14 protein-coding genes are annotated in these 18,828 nt (G+C 48.4%); 3 read left to right on the top strand and 11 right to left on the bottom strand.

Annotated features, from left to right (window positions below; genetic code table 11):
- Positions 1–22: 22 nt before the first annotated feature.
- Positions 23–1,546, bottom strand: coding sequence for an amino acid permease (locus ACFQY8_RS02815; RefSeq protein WP_377938397.1), 1,524 nt, complete (start codon positions 1,544–1,546; stop codon positions 23–25).
- A 78-nt stretch (positions 1,547–1,624) separates the two neighbouring features.
- On the opposite strand from ACFQY8_RS02815, the gene ACFQY8_RS02810 reads away from it, so the two are divergent.
- Positions 1,625–2,245, top strand: coding sequence for a GNAT family N-acetyltransferase (locus ACFQY8_RS02810; protein WP_377938396.1), 621 nt, complete (start codon positions 1,625–1,627; stop codon positions 2,243–2,245).
- Positions 2,246–2,888: 643 nt separating this feature from the next.
- On the opposite strand, the gene ilvC is transcribed toward ACFQY8_RS02810, so the two are convergent.
- The 10 genes from ilvC to ACFQY8_RS02760 all read right to left on the bottom strand — a co-directional run bounded on the left by ilvC (position 2,889) and on the right by ACFQY8_RS02760 (position 16,529).
- Positions 2,889–3,944: a ketol-acid reductoisomerase gene (gene ilvC / locus ACFQY8_RS02805; RefSeq protein ID WP_377938395.1), complete on the bottom strand. Its 1,056-nt coding sequence runs from the start codon at positions 3,942–3,944 to the stop codon at positions 2,889–2,891.
- Positions 3,945–4,148: 204 nt separating this feature from the next.
- On the bottom strand, positions 4,149–5,693 hold the full coding sequence (locus ACFQY8_RS02800; RefSeq protein ID WP_377938394.1) for an MFS transporter: 1,545 nt from the start codon (positions 5,691–5,693) through the stop codon (positions 4,149–4,151).
- A gap of 290 nt (positions 5,694–5,983) precedes the next feature.
- A complete protein-coding gene (locus tag ACFQY8_RS02795) occupies positions 5,984–6,892 on the bottom strand; it encodes a carbohydrate ABC transporter permease (protein ID WP_377938393.1) in 909 nt (302 codons plus the stop codon).
- A complete protein-coding gene (locus ACFQY8_RS02790; protein WP_377938392.1) occupies positions 6,892–7,770 on the bottom strand; it encodes a carbohydrate ABC transporter permease in 879 nt (292 codons plus the stop codon). The genes ACFQY8_RS02795 and ACFQY8_RS02790 overlap by 1 nt, the downstream gene beginning before the upstream one ends.
- A 268-nt stretch (positions 7,771–8,038) precedes the next feature.
- Positions 8,039–9,316, bottom strand: coding sequence for an ABC transporter substrate-binding protein (locus ACFQY8_RS02785; protein ID WP_377938390.1), 1,278 nt, complete (start codon positions 9,314–9,316; stop codon positions 8,039–8,041).
- Between the two features lie 186 nt (positions 9,317–9,502).
- Positions 9,503–10,177: a YesL family protein gene (locus ACFQY8_RS02780; RefSeq protein ID WP_377938388.1), complete on the bottom strand. Its 675-nt coding sequence runs from the start codon at positions 10,175–10,177 to the stop codon at positions 9,503–9,505.
- Between the two features lie 271 nt (positions 10,178–10,448).
- Positions 10,449–11,951 carry a sucrose phosphorylase gene (gtfA, locus tag ACFQY8_RS02775; protein ID WP_377938386.1) on the bottom strand — a complete coding sequence of 501 codons (1,503 nt, stop codon included), beginning with the start codon at positions 11,949–11,951 and terminating at the stop codon, positions 10,449–10,451.
- Between the two features lie 184 nt (positions 11,952–12,135).
- Positions 12,136–13,281, bottom strand: coding sequence for a LacI family DNA-binding transcriptional regulator (locus ACFQY8_RS02770; protein ID WP_377938384.1), 1,146 nt, complete (start codon positions 13,279–13,281; stop codon positions 12,136–12,138).
- Between the two features lie 2 nt (positions 13,282–13,283).
- On the bottom strand, positions 13,284–15,710 hold the full coding sequence (locus ACFQY8_RS02765) for an alpha-galactosidase (protein ID WP_377938382.1): 2,427 nt from the start codon (positions 15,708–15,710) through the stop codon (positions 13,284–13,286).
- 336 nt (positions 15,711–16,046) lie between these two features.
- Positions 16,047–16,529: a nucleoside deaminase gene (locus ACFQY8_RS02760; RefSeq protein ID WP_377938380.1), complete on the bottom strand. Its 483-nt coding sequence runs from the start codon at positions 16,527–16,529 to the stop codon at positions 16,047–16,049.
- A 29-nt stretch (positions 16,530–16,558) separates the two neighbouring features.
- On the opposite strand from ACFQY8_RS02760, the gene upp reads away from it, so the two are divergent.
- Complete coding sequence (upp, locus tag ACFQY8_RS02755; protein WP_377938378.1) at positions 16,559–17,197, top strand: uracil phosphoribosyltransferase; 639 nt, start codon at positions 16,559–16,561, stop codon at positions 17,195–17,197.
- A 178-nt stretch (positions 17,198–17,375) separates the two neighbouring features.
- The gene (locus tag ACFQY8_RS02750; protein ID WP_377938376.1) at positions 17,376–18,824 is read left to right on the top strand and encodes an L-serine ammonia-lyase; all 1,449 of its coding nucleotides are present in this window, start codon (positions 17,376–17,378) and stop codon (positions 18,822–18,824) included.
- Positions 18,825–18,828 lie beyond the last annotated feature (4 nt).

The raw sequence follows: 18,828 nt of genomic DNA, 5'->3' as shown, positions 1-18,828 counted from the left end.
CTTGATATCATGAATCGTGATTTTATGCTCCGATTGTTTTCGTTGCTTTATCGTTGCGATGCCTCCACAAGCAATACCCTCCAAAGAGCACGAGCCACACGACTCCTGCAATTGCTGGAATAATGCGGTCTTGTGAGGCAAAAAGCGATATGTAAATGAAGAGGAAGAAGATGATACCTACCGTGTCAAAGAACTTATAGCCTTTGAGCAAGAATCCATCTTCTACAAAGTCGGGGCTCTTGCGGTATCGGTAGTGTGCGATAAGGACCAGCACATAAATAAAGATAATGACCGCAGATGAGGCCGAAGAAAACAGTGTAAATGCTGACTTAATCGCTGGAATCAAGCTCACGATAGGCGAAAGAACAATCATTACAGCAGAAATAATGATGGCACGCGCAGGCACTTTATGCTTAGAAACTTCCCCAAGACCCCACCTATTCAACGGGGCAGAGGCAGGCGCATCCTCAGCTAACTGATACAAATGGCGTCCTGCAGAGTATAGAAGAGAATTGAGCGCAGACGATGCGGCAGTGAGGACAACGAAGAATACAAGCGCTGCCGCCCAATCCACACCTGCATAGCGGAACACCATGATAAACGGAGATGCGTAGTTGCCCTCAGAATCTGGGACGAAACTACGCCACGGGACAATCGCCATAATCGCCACCAGCGCGCCTACGTAGAAAATGAGCACACGATAGATAATTTGGTTAATTGCCTTCGGCATAATCTCGCGCGGGTTCTCTGTCTCAGACACTGTCACACCGACGAACTCAATCATTTCGTAAGCAAAGAAAACCATCGGGAAAGCCATAAGCAAGCTCTTCCACCCGCGAGGCGCAATCTGGAAATTATCTACGATATTCATCACACTCGCATGTCCTGCAGCTGTGTGTACTCCATTAATTGTCTGAGCAGAGTAATGATAATTAATGATAACCATAACTATCGCAGTGACGATGAGCCCCACGATAAGCGTGATTTTAATCATAGAAAACCAAAACTCAGTCTCTCCGAAAACCTTGACCGCGATAAGGTTAATGGCCGTCAGCCCCACCAAGAATACGAGTTCAATAAGCCATTTCCATGAGTTGAGGTCAATCCCAAAGGTGCCAAAGAAACTCACGAAATACGTCGAGACAGCAGCAATCTCCGTCATGCCAATCAATATGAGCACAATCCAGTATGACCATCCAGCAAATCGTCCCCATGCCGGCGAAACATACCTCGTAATGAAGCTAATGAACGTATGCTGACTTGGATCACGATACATCAGCTCGCCGATGGCACGCATAAGAATGAACATGAATAATCCGACAGCGATGTAGACGAAAACAATTGACGGCCCTGTCAGAGCAATCGACTCTCCCGAACCAAGGAACAGACCCGTTCCAATAGTCCCACCAATTGCGATGAACTGAACGTGGCGATTCTTCAAGCCGCGTTCCATCTGATTATGCTGGTCTAAATGATCTACGGTCTTCAAGTCAGACTGTAAACTGTGATTATCTTGATTGCCTTGCCTACTATGCCTATCAGCCATTGTCCTCTTTTATCCTTTAAATGTTCGAATTACAGTTTAACTCATGAGATAACATCGCATCGTGGGTATGCTTGGATTATGACTTATTCTCCTCAATACCTGCCTGGGCACTCGACTCCGTCTCATGGTTTGTGCGAGCCATACAATTCGCACAAACCACACGAATCACGCAAATCGCATTCTGATGTCGAAATTCGTCGCGCACGAAAAGAAGACATTCCATCTCTCCTTGAGCTTCTTCGCCAAGTTAACCTCATCCACGCTCATGGGCGACCAGATCTCTTTCGCATAACTACGAAATACACTCAGGCAGATCTTGAACATCGCTTGGAAAGACTAGACGACCCAGTTTTCGTGGCAGTAGCGCATTCAGCTTCTCCTGATGAAACCGCTCTCTCTTCTTCATTGCTCGGTCATATGTTTTGTGAAACTCAAGACCATTCACATGATGGTGAGGATGCATTATTCCAACCCATAAAAACTCTTTACATTGATGATTTGTGCGTTGATGAAGACGCGCGCGGTATGGGAGTCGGGCGGTCTCTACTTGAGTTTGCGCAAGAATGGGCGACGCAGCGCGGCTACTACAACATCACTCTCGGTGTGTGGGAACTCAATACCAATGCGCGGGCATTTTACGAGGCTATGGGTATGAAGCCACAAGAGACCATTATGGAGACGATACTGCGCGAAGCTTAAAGCTGGATTATTGTGATGAGAGAGCAGATTATTACGGTAGATTGCTTCATTAAGAGGGTAGCGAAGAGTCCCATGAGTAGCTAGCGCTAGTCGAGATTTTGATACGACTATCTCAATGGAATTTCAGTAACTCATTTGGCATATACAGGCTTATACGAGTTTACAAAGACTGACTTTGCACAGTTTTGTGCAGGTTGGTCATTTTTTATACGTCAAAATTCCTTCATGAAGCCAAAACAGGAAATACAAAGTGACCAACTTGCACAAAATACAGAAAAAACATGTACTCGGCGTGGTAACCTTACCGTTGTTTCGAGACTTTACACAGTTTTGTGCAAGTTGAAACATTTTTCTTCAACACAATTTCATAGTGAAGCCAAAGCGCGAAAATAAAACTAACCAAGTTGCACAAAATACAATAAAAGCACACTAACGACGACGATAAAGGTCTAAAGAGTAAAACGCAACAAGAGCCAACCTGCACAAAAAGCGAGCAACTCCCTCTGTTCGTAGCCACTGCGTAGCTACTAAAAAATTAACGTCTCGCAAAGAAAATCACAATCAATGCGAGACGAAAAACGGGACGACCACAACGATCGTCCCGTCAATGCATAATATCTACTTGCTCAAAGTAGCCTTAAGACTACTCCTGCACCTGCGTACGAGCAATCTTACCGTTGAAGGACTGACCCTCATCAGCATCAGCAACGCCGTCCTTGTTCCACGAGAACATTGCGCGAAGCTTCGGCCCAACGGTCTCGATACGCACGTTGGAGTACTTCTCCTGGAGTTCCTTGAAGTGAGGAGCGCCAGCATCCTGATCGTCGATGAATTCTTTCGCGAAGGAACCGTCCTGAATGCGCTTGAGCTGGTACTCCATGCGCTTGCGAGTTTCTTCGTTGATAACGGTGCAGGTGTAGTCACCGTACTGAGCAGTGTCAGAGCAGGACCAGCGAGCCTTGTTCAAGCCACCTTCGTTCATGAGATCTACGAGCATCTTGAGCTCGTGGCATACCTCGAAGTACGCAATTTCTGGCTGGTAGCCTGCATCGGTCAAGACTTCAAAGCCCATCTCAACGAGCTTATTTACGCCGCCCATAAGAACATTCTGCTCGCCAAAGAGGTCAGTCTCAGTTTCTTCCTTGAAGGTAGTCTTAATAGCGCCTGCGCGAAGAGCGCCGAGAGCCTTTGCATATGCGAGGGTGATGTCCCAAGCATCGCCACGAGGATCCTGCTCAACTGCGACAACGACTGGCACACCACGACCTTCAGTGTACTGACGGCGCACAATGTGACCAGGTCCCTTTGGAGCCACCATGAATACTGGGTGGTCTTCGGTTGGCTTGATATATCCGTAATGGATATTGAAACCATGTGCAAATGCGAGAGCTGCACCAGGCTTGAGGTTTGGCTCGATATCGTTTGCAAAGATGGTGCGCTGGTACTGGTCTGGAGCCAAAATCATAACGATATCGGCTTCTGCAGTTGCTTCTGGCACAGACTTAACTTCAAGACCCTGCTCTTTAGCAAATTCAACGGACTTAGAAGTTGGACGAAGACCTACAACGACGTCTACACCGGAATCACGCAAGTTCAATGCGTGTGCATGGCCCTGAGAACCATAACCGATAATTGCAACCTTCTTACCGTCGAGTACGGAGAGATCTGCATCCTTTTCATACCAAATCTGTGCTGCCATGTGGCGCTCCTTGTAACATCGTAACATCGCGCATAATCTGCGTGTTTGCTGATTAAATTCTTCAATTGGAAGAAAGGATTTTGTCCTTTACCTGTGTGCTATCTTACAAAGCTCAACGTATCTTCGAGCTGGATGACCATAATGTGGGAGCACGTTTAGGAAACCGCACTGAAACACGAATCCCCCAAGCTCCCACATAAGTCTCTAGTCCACGCTCTTAATCTGCATGATGATAAATGCAGCCGCAAGCACCACGACGATACATACCGGGAAGACCAACGCGTAGCTGTGGAAGAGCATGAAGATACCTGCTGTAAGGACCGAGCCAAGGACTGTACAAATAGTATTTGCAAGATTCAAAATACCAAGATCCTTGCCTGCCTCTTCAGGGTTTGGCAGAATTGCCACATTCAGCGCCTGATCGATAGCGTTATAGACACCATAGCCGAAGCCAGCCACTGCCGCGAAGAGATACATACCCGTCGCATTATGGAAAATCCACGGCATCGCCGCGCCAATTGCGAAAAGCACCGACGCCAACGCAACAGGAAGCTTGCGCTTACCGATGAAGTCCGCCACCGGCCCAGATACAAATGCTGCAATCATAGACACGACCAGGGTAATGGTAGACATGATAGCGATGACTGTTTTAGCATTCTGTCCGGCATGAGCATCGTTGCGGAAAATGTAGAACTGTACGATATAAAGCTGGTAGCTCGAAATCATAAAGTAGCCAGACATCATCAAAGTACGTCCCACGAGAGCCAGATAGAAATCTGGAGCATTGTGCGGCGGGCGGAACGAGTTTAGTATCATCGCTATGCTGAAGTCTTCACGTGGCATATTCTTGCTGCTCTTCTCGCGAGGCCATAAGAAAACGATGATAATGCCAAGTACAGCAAAGATAACACCCGAAATAATGAAACCCTGGACAGTGTTTGTAATGCGCGAACCGATAAGAGTTCCCAAAGTCTGACCAGCCGTGATACCCGCGCCATAAAATGCTGAGACAGTTCCACGGAACTTATCTGGAACTCGGTCGGACATGGTCGCAACGAATGGCGCGAGCATCATGTTATAACCGAGCTGAGCAATACACATCAGTACGACGACTACCCACGCATTAGATGCAGTAGCAATGAGCATCACTGCAGCACCTGCGACTATGCCACCGCTAACAATCCACGGCGTACGGCGACCGAAACGCGAGCGCGTCAGGTCAGAGAAAGTTCCAAAGATAAGGTTTGCAAAGAGCGCAACGATAGCACCTGCAGAGCTAATAGTCGCAACCATCGCATCTTTCGCTGCCGGGTCAATTTTGAGCAATAGCTCCGGCAAGAGGACGGAATTCATTGCCAGCCATGGGATTGCTCCCAAAATCGCGCCCAAAGTGAAACCGATAGCAAGACGCCAAATTTCCGCCATCGTCGGACGATGTCCATCAGCAGATACCATAGGATCACGCATATCAAGGAATGCAGAAGCCGTTCCCGGCACCTCTGTAGCGACAGCAGCTACCGCCGCAGCACCTGACTCTGCGCTCATGCGTGCTACCTGAAGATCTGCATCCTCAATACTGTGTTGTTCCTCAATGCGTTCTGTCGTCATAGGCATCGCCAAACGATTGATTGCCTGCATCTGATTATCGTCAAAAGCGTCATCCAAATCAGGACGGTCGTCAATGCCCGGACGCATATACTTGCCTGAACCAGGCATCTGGAAAGGCTTATTTGAATTATTCTCAGCCATCTTCTACCTTTGCATACAAATAAGGCGCCCTATATAAGGCGCCGGTACCATGTGTTATTATACTCGCCACGTACGTCATTAACGTACGCTAACTGCTTCATTTACTGCTTTTATCTCATTACTTTCATTCTCAATTCCAACGATATTGAGCTCTTCCCAATGCCACAATGCACAAAAAGCGTAAACATTACGAAAAGGTCCTCATAGTATACAAACTATGAGGACCTCGAGGGAAGGAGAAATGAAAGCGTATGCTAGCTTTGTATGTTGCTAGCCTTGCATTATCCCTTTTATCCCTTTACCGCACCTGCAGTCACGCCTGCGACGATGAAACGCTGCAAAGCTAGGTACAGGATAAGGATTGGGAGCATGGCAAGTAGAAGCGCTGCCATGACGAGACCGATATCAGTGGAATATGTACCGTAAAATACCTGCGTCGCGATAGGGATGGTATACAGCTTCTTATCTGTCAAGACCAGCGATGGCAGTAGGTAGTCATTCCAGAATGCCATAGCGTCGATAATCGCCACCGTTGCTGCAGTAGGCTTCAGCAGCGGGAATACGACCGTCCAGAATGTACGCCACTTAGAAGCACCATCAATTTCTGCGGCCTCTTCAAGCTCAACTGGCACATTTGTCTTAATTGCTCCGTGGAACATAAACACTGCCAGCGAAACAGAGAAACCAACGTGCATCAAAATCAAAGTAATGCGCGAGTTGAGGACACCGAGATATCCGCCATATACGGAGACCAATGGGACCATGATGACCTGGAATGGGATAACCATGGAAGCAACCATTGCTGCAAACGTTACTTTGGAAGCACCCCACTTCGGATTACGCACGATGACATATGCTGCCATTGCCGACAGAAGAATGGTCAAAATCGTAGCAAAGGTCGTAATGATGGCGGAGTTTCCGAATACGCGCCAGAAATGCATCTTGCGCATAGCATTGGTGAAGTTTGTGAGAGTGAAACCATGCGACCCCACGACGCTCAGCGGCTCGCCAGTGATATCATTCATGCTCTTGAATGCGTTCGTCAGTACCATCCAGAACGGCCAAATGAACGCGAGGAGAAGAATGATAAGCAAAATGATGGTAAGCACATGACCCACGCGAGCGCGGACTATTGCTTTGCGATTTTCAGAACTCTGTACGTTTCGAGGAGCTTGAGTTTGCATCTGTATCTGTGCCATTATGCTTCCACCTCGCCCTTCTTGCCGATGTAAACCTGGAGCATACCAATGACAGCGCAGATAATGAAGAGTATCAGCGCTTCAGCCTGACCTACACCGTAATTCTTATAGACAAATGCTTTGTTGTACACGTGCATAGCTGCCATGACAGAGGAGTTGAAAGGCTCGCCCTTCGTAAGTGAAAGGTTCAAATCGTACACCATGAAGCAGCGTGTAGTAGATAGGAAGATGCACTGAACGAAAGATGAACGCATCAGTGGAATGATAACGTTGCGCATCGCTTGACCGTTGTTGCAGCCATCGATGAGAGCAGCTTCCTTTAAGGAGTTATCTACTCCCATGAAGCCTGCTACATAAATTAACATCATGTAGCCTGCGTACTGCCACACAGATACGAGAATCAGCGCAAAGAGAGCGCCGTTAGTCGTGCCGAGAATTGATGCGCTGTCATGCCCCGTGACCGCTGTGCCAATTGCGACAAACGCACGGTTGAAGACGAACTTCCAGACATAGCCCAAGACGATACCGCCGATAAGGTTTGGAATGAAGAAGCCCGCACGGAAGAAGTTTTGTCCTTTAATGCCAGATGTGACAAGGTATGCTAAGGCAAAAGCGACAATGTTGACGAGGACGACGGAGATTACCGAGTAAATCGCTGTGCGTCCAAGCGCAGACCAGTAGTCAGTGTCAGCAAATGCTGCCGTGTAATTTGAAAAGCCTACGAATGGTTTAGTTTTTGCGACGCCATCCCAGCTTGTCAAAGTGAGATAGAGACCGTAGAAGAATGGTACGATGACCACTGCGGCAAACAGAATCGTCGCAGGTCCAGCGAACAGCAAGAACTGCCCGAGTTTATAGGAAAATTTATTTTGTTTCATTTCTCTCGCCAACTCTAAAATGTAAAATCTTGTGCCGCACAAGCTCTGCTACCAAATCGTCAGGTTTATATAGCTTCTTATGCAGCACAGCGGAAAGTAGTGTGGGAGATATAAGGCGTGCACATACCGGCTGGTAGTAGCGCTATAAGCACAAGCACAAGCGCGAGTACGCGAGTTATCATCGCCGGCTCAATGCACGCCCTATTCTTGAGTTTTGAATTTTGTAGAGGAGATATCGATTGGATATCTCAGGATGTAGTATCTAAAGTTACTGGATTGACTTCATATCGTTCGATTTCCAGTAGTCCACAATCTGACCTGCAAGCTTTGCGCGATCCTCCTGTCCCGCAAGGTACTTCTGGAAGTCAGCGCCCAGTACAGAGTAGTGATCATCTGGCAGGTAGTTGTAGTTGTTGATAAGCAAGCCAGCATCAGCATACTTCTTCACAGACTTGCCCAATGGGTCAGAAACCGCAAACTTGTTAGACTTGAACGGGGAAACGAGGTGCGCTTGGTCAACAACCCACTTCTGACCATCCTTGTTCTCAGCAAGCCACTGGAGGAATTCCTTAGCAGCCTTCTGCTGAGCTGCGGAAGTGTTCTTAGAAGAATCGATGAAGAAGTACTTAGAACCGCCACCGAGCATCTTGCCTTCTACGTCGTTAGAAGTGTCGTTCTGTGGAACAGCCATCATACCCATGTTCTTGGTTGGCTCGTACTGGTTCAAAACTGCCCAGTCCCAGTTACCGCCAAACATCAAAGCAATTTCACCAGTTGCGAGCTTCTGCTCAGTAACTTCGCGCTCTGCAGAGATAGCCTTGTCACCCTTTGCGTAGTTGTTGTCCTTCAAAACATCGAAGGTGTCCATCAAAGAGTTCCAACGTGCATCAGAGTTCAAATCATAACCCTCGTGAAGAGACTTGATGAACGCAGTTGGATCCGCCTGCATCTCATAAACCTGTGGGAGGTAGTGGCCTGCGAGGGACCAGTCTTCCTTCATTACGCCTACTGGAGACTCCATACCGCCAGCCTTCAAATCAGCAATGAGCTGCTTCAAATCGTCGGTGGTCTTGATGGATTCTGGCTTGAATTCCTTACCAGTAACCTTCTTGATAGCGTCTGCATTGTAGATAAGGCCACGAGCTTCGATAGAAACTGGGAAACCGTAAGTCTTACCGTCGATTGCGATAGCCTGGTCAGTGTCCTTAACCCAGTCCTGATCGCTCAAGTCGATTGCGTGCTCCTTAGCGAGGGAGTAAACATCCTTTGCATCAACCATAGAAATGGTGTATGGATTGTTGGATGCATATTTTGTAGCCAAATGGGAAGAAACCGTATCGGAAGAGTAGTAGACTTGAACGTCTACATTATGCTCATCACCATAAGTCTCAGCAAGGTCTTCAAGCTGTGACTGAATTTCAGACTTGGAATTGAAGATAGTAATCTTCGTCTCACCGCTACCACCGTTGTTGCCACATGCTGCAAGCATTCCAACGGACATCACTGTTGCTGCAAGTGCTGCGGTCCATCGTTTCCAATTTTTCATTTTCTCTCCTAACCGTTTCTCGTCGACGAGAAACAGAATATTCACGCATCATCGCGCTTCCCGAGGGAAGTACTTGCAATTTTAACGCGAACCCGTTCGATATGTCAAACCCGTTCGACACGCGACACACTTTCGTCACACTTGACTCTCTTGCAGGGAAGAAAATGTACTCCGGCGAGTTAGCTCCTACCGCTTATCTCGACCAGTTTCACCGTCGCTTCCTGTTTCTCCATCTAATTTCTTAAAAACTGTCGTATATATGAGCGCGCATAAATATTGGGGGAGACTGACGCCGAGAATCACCATGGGGATAAGCGCATAAGAGTAGAAAGCGGCAGCAGCAATAGCCGTGCCCATAAGCAAGATAAGCATACCCAGCGTCTGTGGAAAGTATCCCAAAGATATCAGCACTGCATTCTTGAGATGTACCCGATTCGTATTGGTATATCGTGACGCAAGAATGGTATACCACTGCACTATTGCTACGGCCACAACTGTGACAATAGCCACGAGAGCTATAAAGGCAAGCTGCATCACGCGAGAAGCGCTAGGGATAAATTTCTGCATGTGCATGTCAAAATACACATCGGCCCCACCGATAAAGGCAAGTACTATCATGACGAGCCACACGGAAGTAACTTGCTTGAAATTCTCCTTAAATGATTGGAAATACATACGCAGTAGCGGGCCGTCTTCACCTCGCACCGTACGCCACAAAACATAATGAAGCGATGTAAGAGCCGCACCAGCAGTAAAAATCGGGAGAGAAACGATAAGGGTTACAACGTTGAGCACGACGAGGTCAAAAAGCGTTCCCATCGCTTGATAAAACCAGTTTTTCTGGTTAAAGAATCCGTTCATATGTCATCTCCCCTGATTGGTCTGGTAAAAATCATACGTTGGTTGCATGCATCATGTCAGCGCAAGAATACCGTTAATCCTCTTTCGAGTGTAGCGAGCGCAGTTAACAGATGTTACCCTTTGTATTTCCCTCGCAAATCTTCATGCTTCATAGAAAGAAAGAGCTTCACCCTTTCGAGTGAAACTCTTTATATATGTTTGCCCATGCGTCTTAAGCAGATTACAACACTTCCACGTAAGGCTCTCGTAAACTTCTGAGAGCTAGAAGCTTTTAAGCAACCACTGGCGGCTGTGCAATCAAATCGTCAGTGAAATGCTCTCCTGCCGCGTCTTTCCATGCCAAGCTTGCTACAGAAGCACCGTTAGAGCCGGCTTTTGGAGCGAAAGTAAGCGTGGTAGAAGTTGTATCATCTGCCCATGTCATGGTCAGAACGCCATTCTCGTTTGAGAAGGAGAAGTCACCATCGAATGCAGATAAGGTGTTACGGAAACGACCCAAAGCGTTCAGAGCCTTAACGACTGGACGCTGTACTTCCTGTTCTACCTCAGCGCTGGAGTAGTAATGACGATTGATATCGCGACCTACGTTTGTGCGCTTCAAGAGTTCCATGTCATTCTTGCCTGCAAGAGCACCAACATAGTAAACCTGAGGTACACCTGGCATGAAGAACTGCACCGCGCGAGCTGCAATATACTTCTGATCATCACATCCGAGCGCAGAATAGTACGTGGAATTGACCTGATAGAGGTCCAAGTTGGACGCTGCAGCCCCCGTCGCCTCTGCAGATTCGCCGTTGGAATTACGATGGATGGATTCTACAAGAGCATCAACTTCAGGATCCGGTACGAGGCCCAACTTGGAGCGGTCCATCTGATCAGAACCGATGTCGATGACGCCAATGCCGTCATGAGTATCAAGTACGTTCACCGCATTATTTGGACGTACGTCAATCCACTTAGCCAAGGAATCAGTCTTGCCAAACTCGAGAGCATGCAAGAGCAAACCTGGAATAGCAAAATCATAGACGCGATCTACCTTAGATGCGATTTCGACCTGCTTCTGATAGTGGGAATGAACCTCAATGAGAGTTTCAAGACCACGCTTTGCGCCCTCTTCCTTAATGCGCTCGATGAGCTTGAAAGTCTTAGGAGTCATGAAGCATGAGGAATTCTTTTCCTTGGCGCCATAGCCCACAGCATCAAGGCGAATCTGAGATACATGAGACTTAGCAAGCTGATCCAAGATAGACAGCAAGTAGTTCCATCCCATTTCAGAATCCGTATCAATATCCACCTGCTGAGGAGTGAAGGTCGTCCACACCAGGTGGGTCTTGCCACCCAAAGTGTAATGAGTGAAAGGCAGACCCGGACGAGGACGGTAAATCTTCGTCAAATCTTCCTCCGTCACACCATCAGGGAAAACAGAAGACATGGTCAGGAACATTGGATAATATTCGGACTCTTCGCCTTTCGCCATGACGTCTTGGAACTGCTTGGACTCCCATGACATGTGATTGACGATAGTGTCCACCATGATGTCATGAGTCTTGGAAAGCTCTGCGACATCGTCCCAACTTCCCAATCGTGGATCTACCTGAGTATGATCTACAGGGTCAAAACCTGCATCAGCACCGTCGAAAGGTGTGAAGAAAGGCAAAATGTGTACGCCTTCGTACACACCATCAAAGTGCTTGCGTAGATTTTCGGTCATGGATTCCAATGTGCCGTCGCCAAGACGGTCAGCATAGGTAATCAACTGAACTTTGTTCTTCATCAGACCTCCAGCCTGACTTGTTATTTTTCCGTATTATCAGTATATCGAACCCGTTTGATGAGCGCAACGTAACACAACACAACGTGATAACTTAATAACGTAATAATGCTATAGTGCAATCCCATGAGCGTTTTAATATCACTCTGTGATTTGATGCACGCCACGTAGCACGAGTTTTGCTCGCTTAATGTTTCGTCGTCTCACGCTCTACATATTCGAGCTTTACAGCATCAAAGCGATACGGCACGCCTGACTCTGTATCAAAGACAGACACATAATTGCGGTGTTCATTGCTTACACTTTCGACACTTTGCGCCATGTCTCCGTCGCCACGGTTAATCTTCTCATAGCGCTCGATTTCATCCATCGTGTGCACTACAAGACGACGAGCTGTCTCATCGAGATTCTGCACGACAGCACTGATTTGCTGACCAGCAAAAGTCGTCACATATGTGCCATCATAAGCGATGACCTGCATGTCTTCTGGGATACGAGTTCCCCTGCGACGTGCTTCCTGAATCACCGCCGCAGCCGCTAAATCTGGGGCGACTACAGCATCCACATCACTGTAGTCATCAAAAACGGCAGAGGCAGCTTTATGAAACAGATCCAAATCGCTCAAATCTTCCACAGTCACAAAGTTTGTCTCAATCCCCGCGGCATGTAACTCATCCTCCAAGACGAGCTGATAGCGCACTGTCGGGAATGAACTATCAGGACGAGAGCTTAGTTCACGAGCGTTGAGCAACTGTTCGCCGCGAGCACGGTCATGATAGCGCCCACGCGGACCGCCGATATGAACTACATGCTGTACGCCTGTATCGATAAGTTTTTTAGCGACCAGCCGCCCACCTGTGATATGGTCACCTCCCACAGTAGGAATGAAGTCACACAGATAACGATCGAAAGCGACCACAGGGCGCTTGATGGACTCCCAATATTCCTGACTCAAGGTGGAATGCGAACCCATGATGACAGCGTCTAGCGTATGACGCTGAAGCATGTCGACATATTGCGTTTCCCCTGTCTGCTGGTCAGCCGTGGAGCACAAAATCGCATGCAATCCCTGCGTGTCAAGATAGTGCTGGATGCGCCCAGCGAGCGTAGCAAAGAAAGGATGCTGCAAGGTAGGCATAATGACGCCTACTGTATTTGTGCGACCTCGATAAAGGTTCTTTGCTAAATCGTTAGGAATGTAATTAAGCTCTTCCATAGCAGCAGTCACACGTGCACGCATTTTGTCAGACACGTAACCACTGCTGTTAATAACCAAGGAAACTGTGCTGGTAGAGACACCTGCTTTCTTGGCAACGTCACGAATGCCTGCCATATTTACTTCTCTACGCTTTCCATGCGCTCGACTTCGAAGACTACTGCTTGTGCAGGGTTCAATTGCGGTGGACGCACACCAAAGTTATGCAATGCTGCTCCTGACACTACGACACCCTCTGCCGTCCACCACAATAGTGGGGACTGAGCATTCGTCTCTTCGCTCGTTAATTCACGTTGGACATCTACAGGGCGAATACGATAAAGTGCCCGATTATCAAGACCAGGCAGACGCACTGGAACCGCTGGATAGTGCATCGACGTACGAACCTGTGCGAAACGATACATGGCACGAGAACCGTCACGCGCTACAACTCCATCGAGTCGTACAGAATCGTCGATATTGTCGCCGTGAACAGTGATACCATCAGATGCCCAAGAGCGCGATTCCTTATACAATGCCACCCATCGGGCAAGCTCGTCAAGGTCTTTTTGCTCTTGAATATTCAGATTCCATTCAATGCCCAAGTGTCCAAACAGAGCAGTCGCTGCACGCATTGAAAGCGAAGTAGCGCGCTGGGTAGAATGCGCTGGAGAAGCGCCTATATGTTCGCCCATCATGCTTTCAGGAACGAGTAGCGAGGTGTATCGCTGAATATCTGCACGCTCTACTGGATCTACGCAATCCGAAGTCCACACACGGTCTGCACGTTCAAGTATGCCCAAATCGATGCGACCACCGCCCGAAGAGCACGATTCAATTTCGAGACCATTGTGTTTGAGTTTAAGCGCGTCAAAGATAGCATATACTGCTTCGACTTGTTTACGCTGGACAGGAGCATAGTCATTATATGGAGACGCCGGCTCGGTGACGAGCTTATTATGATCCCACTTGATGTAATCGATACCAATTTCGTCGACGAGCGTGTCCATTGCATCAAAAACGTATCGAACAGCTTGAGGATTTGATAAGTCGAGTACTTGCTGCGAGCGACCTTGTACTGGCAAACGGTTGTCCGTCGGAGACAATATCCAATCAGGGTGAGCTCGAGCTACATCTGAGTCCATGTTGACCATTTCAGGTTCAAACCATAGACCAAATTCCATACCCTTACCATGAACGTAATCAGCCAGAGGCACCAACCCTTCTGGCCATACTTCTTTGGACACATACCAGTCCCCCAAGCCCGATGTGTCGTCGCGTCTGCTGCCGAACCATCCATCATCGACGACAAAACGCTCTACACCCGCCTCAGCAGCGCGGTCAGCAAGCTGACGCAGAGTCTCGAAATTATGTTTGAAATATACCGCTTCCCAGGTGTTTAAAATTACTGGACGTGGCTTGGTCTTCAGGTTAGGATGAAGTTCGCGGACAAAAATGTGGAAACGTGCCGCAACTTCGTTCAGCCCCTCACCGTTGGCACCATATACCCACGGAGATGTATACGATTCGTCTGTCCCCGCGTGAAGACTTACCTCACCTGCATACAAACGCTCACCGCCACCAATGATTGGCAGCGTATACGTGTTTTGCTCTACGGCGATGACTGAATTTCCTGACCAGCCTACGTGAGTGGAGTAAACCTCGCCATGCTCGAAGTCAAAACCACGCGGGCCGACAGTTAAAAGTAATGTGGCATCGAAGCCCGAACGCCCCACACGGCTAATCTTCTCATAGCGACCGTTCGTAATTTCTTGACGCTGCGGATGACGCTCACGCAAATGATGCCCGGCAGTGGTCAAGATTTCACGCGCAGTAGAGGGGACAGGATAAGCAAGTTCCAAAGTACGCACAGAAAGAACAGTATTTGCTCTTGCGCTGTCGGTGTTAGATACAGTAGCACGCTGACGTACAAGACCAGCATCGAGAAGCTGCATCTGCCATGTCAATCGTACGCCCTGCTCGTCATCCTCGGCGACCATAACGATGTTTGGTACTAATTTCGCGTTCTTTGGATAGGTCGTGCTCTCTTGCTCGGCTCTTTCTACGTCCTCTTCGCTCATACCCGCTAAAGAGCGCGCCAAATCAGAAAAAGCATCCACTATCTGACCATCAGTATTTACTTCTACGGTCTTAACGACGAAGTGGCAAAAAATTTCCCTGCCATCACGACTGACGGTAAAACGCGGGGCACCAAGCCATGATTCAGACTGAGTAGGAAGGACAGAAGGAAATGCCGTGTAGTCCAATCCGCCAGACACACGCTGAGGATTCAAGACGTGATAGAGCTGCTTCGTTCCTTCAAGCTCAGCACTCGCCATGTGCTCATAAGACCTTCCCCAGTACACAATGCGAGGAAGTTGATTGTCATACTTTGCCAAAGTAATCGCCACGCCGCCGTTTTCGAGAGTGTACAACGACACTTCCTTATCTTCAGCGCAGACACCATTAGAAACGTAGACTGCGCCTGAGTCTGTGTGCAATTGTGTACGGGTGGTTGCATCCATTGGAGTATTTACCATCGTCGGCCTCAATTCATCGAACTTCATCGTTTTGCACCACTCTCGCGCGCATAATGCGTGCAAGCGCTCACGCTATGCGGTATACAGCACGCGGCACAAATCTAAGCCCCAAGTATATCGAACGCGTTTCACAAACACGCAGCAAAGGTGACTATAGAAAAACCAATAACACTCACTTCATTGTTAGAAAAGCTCTAAAGTTCAACTCATTATCAATCGATGTTTAATAGTTTAATGTAAATGCCTTTTGACAGAAAAGACGAAAATACCTTATACGACGCTCCGCCTTAAATTTTTCGTAGTTATCTCTACTCTAGTCTGAAGTCTTCAGTCTCCAACCCGACTTTTATACCCCCGCAGTATTCAACCATTACCGCAACCGTTCCACTCTCTCTTCTGCTTGAAAAATTCCCCTAGCACCGCTGCACACTCATCAGAGCGCACTCCGCCGTACACTTCAGGCTTAAATCCCACGTGCGGATCGCGCGCAATATCCCAGACCGAGCCAAGTGCACCCATCTTGTCATCCCACGCACCAAAAACTACCCACCCCATATGTGCACTCACCAACGCTCCGGCGCACATCGGACAGGGCTCCATCGTCACTACAAGAGCACAATCTTCAAAATTCCAACGCCCACGCACACGCGCAGCATCGCGCATTCCTTCAATCTCCGCGTGGGAAAATGGGTCACTCCTCTCTTCGCGATGATTTCGAGCAACTGAAATAACACGACCGTTTTGCCGAGAAATTACCACAGCCCCAACGGGAATTTCCCCGCATACCGCAGCTTCTCGTGCAGCCGTTAAAGCCACACCCATTGCATCAAAAAACGGTGATTTCATACCCTTCAGACTATGCTGAAAGTATGACTATGCATTTGACAGTTTTGGACCATCCATTGGTCGACCATAAACTCACAGTCTTGCGTGACAAGAACACTCCTTCAAATACTTTCCGTGAACTCATTTCTGAGCTGGTCACATTGGAAGCATACGAGGCAACGCGCGACCTCACCGTAGAGGATGCACCTATCGAGACCCCAGTAGCTCCAATAATTGGCAAGAAACTTTCCAAGCCTCGCCCTATGGTCATCCCTATCCTGCGCGCGGGTCTTGGCATGCTTGACGGCATGACTAAGCTCATCCCTACTGCTGAGGTTGGGTTCCTTGGCATGAAGCGCGACGAGAGCACTCTTGACATCATCACATACGCAAACCGTCTCCCTGATGATTTGACGGGACGCCAAGTCTTCGTAGTCGACCCAATGCTTGCCACCGGTGGAACTTTGGTGGCCGCTATCGAATATCTCAAGGAACGCGGTGCAAAGGATGTCACTGCTATTTGCATTATCGCAGCTCCTGAAGGTCTTGCGCGACTGAAGAAAGACGTAGATCCATCTATTGATTTCAAGGTCGTCGTATGTGCGCAAGACGAGAAACTCAATGAAAACTCCTATATCGTTCCTGGCTTGGGCGATGCAGGAGACCGACTTTACGGTCTTGTAGATTAATACTTACGCAATGAAAGCGCGCGGGTGAGGCGCGATGTTTCACGTGAAACATACTTCGTCTGCCCGGCGCTTTTTTGCGGACTTTTGCGTGAAGATCTCTCCGTATCTCCATATGATGCCTGTAGAGCAGAATAATGCTTCCCACTCACCATTGCGATAGAACTGAAAGCGAGTGACGATGCTCAGCGTATTTGATATGTTTTCCATCGGTATAGGGCCATCATCTTCTCATACCGTTGGACCTATGCGAGCTGCGTACGACTTCATCCAAGCGCTACGAGAGAAGAAGATTCTTGACCGAGTAGCCCATATACACGTCACATTGTATGGCTCGCTTTCGCAAACTGGACTGGGGCATGGCACCGATCGCGCTGTCATAGCCGGTCTTATGGGATATCAGCCGGAAGGCGTCGACCCTAGCCTCGTCCTTCACTGCCTCGACGATTGTGCACAAGCAGGAAACATAAGACTTGGCGGTATAAAAGAGATTTCTTTTGCACGTGAAGACATTGAATTTGAACGCTGGGAGACGCTCGCCTACCATCCTAACGGCATGAAAATGTGGGCATACGATGACCGTGATGATTTACTTCTCGAGGATACAGCCTTCTCCGTAGGTGGCGGATTTGTTGTCCACGAGAATAACCTAACTGGCTCAGATCACACTACCGAAGCCCACAAACCGCGCGGCAAAAAACTCGATATCTCAGACACGCATCCCGTTCCTTACCCTTTCACGACGGGCACCGAGCTTGTAGAAATGTGCAATGCCAATCATCTCAGCATTTCTGAACTTATGTGGGCAAATGAAACGGCACTGCGTAGCGAAGACAAGGTTCGCACTTACCTCATGCAGGTGTGGCACACTATGCAAGGTTGCGTGAAGTCTGGGTGTACATCTTCGCAGGAAGTGCTCCCCGGAGGCTTAAACGTACGCCGAAGAGCACCGAAACTCTATCAAGAATTTGCACACAATGACTTTGATTTTCTAGGACTCCACGCGGGCGAGCAACGTCCCATACTTCACCCCAAGAACGACAAAAGTTCATGGGTTGATCTCTTCGCACTGGCAGTGAACGAAGAAAACGCAGGAGGTGGACGCATAGTCACGGCACCTACAAATGGAGCAGCCGGCATAGTTCCAGCCGTTCTCAACTATTACTGGTGGTTTGTAGACGGAGCAGACGAAGATGGCGTTTGCAAATTCCTGCTTGCAGCCAGTGCTGTTGGTTATCTCTTCAAACGTAACGGTTCCATTTCCGGGGCAGAAGTGGGATGCCAGGGTGAGGTTGGTTCAGCAAGTTCTATGGCTTCCGCAGGACTGTGTGAAGTCCTCGGTGGTACGCCTACACAGGTGGAAAACGCTGCAGAGATTGGTATCGAGCACCATCTCGGTTTGACTTGCGATCCTGTCGGTGGGCTTGTGCAAATTCCGTGCATTGAACGCAACGCATTAGCATCCAACACTGCTATCAACGCTGCACGCATGGCTTTACTCTCTGATGGTTCTCACGTCGTCTCCCTTGATGACGCCATTAAGACCATGAAAGAAACCGGCGACGACATGATGAGCAAGTACAAGGAGACCTCGCGTGGAGGACTGGCGGTTAACGTCGTAGAATGCTAGGGCA

Origin of the sequence: Alloscardovia venturai, from assembly GCF_042676605.1 — a bacterium.
Taxonomy (GTDB): domain Bacteria; phylum Actinomycetota; class Actinomycetes; order Actinomycetales; family Bifidobacteriaceae; genus Alloscardovia; species Alloscardovia venturai.
Note: the sequence above shows the minus strand (reverse complement) of the source record. Positions and strands in the feature narration are given on the sequence as shown.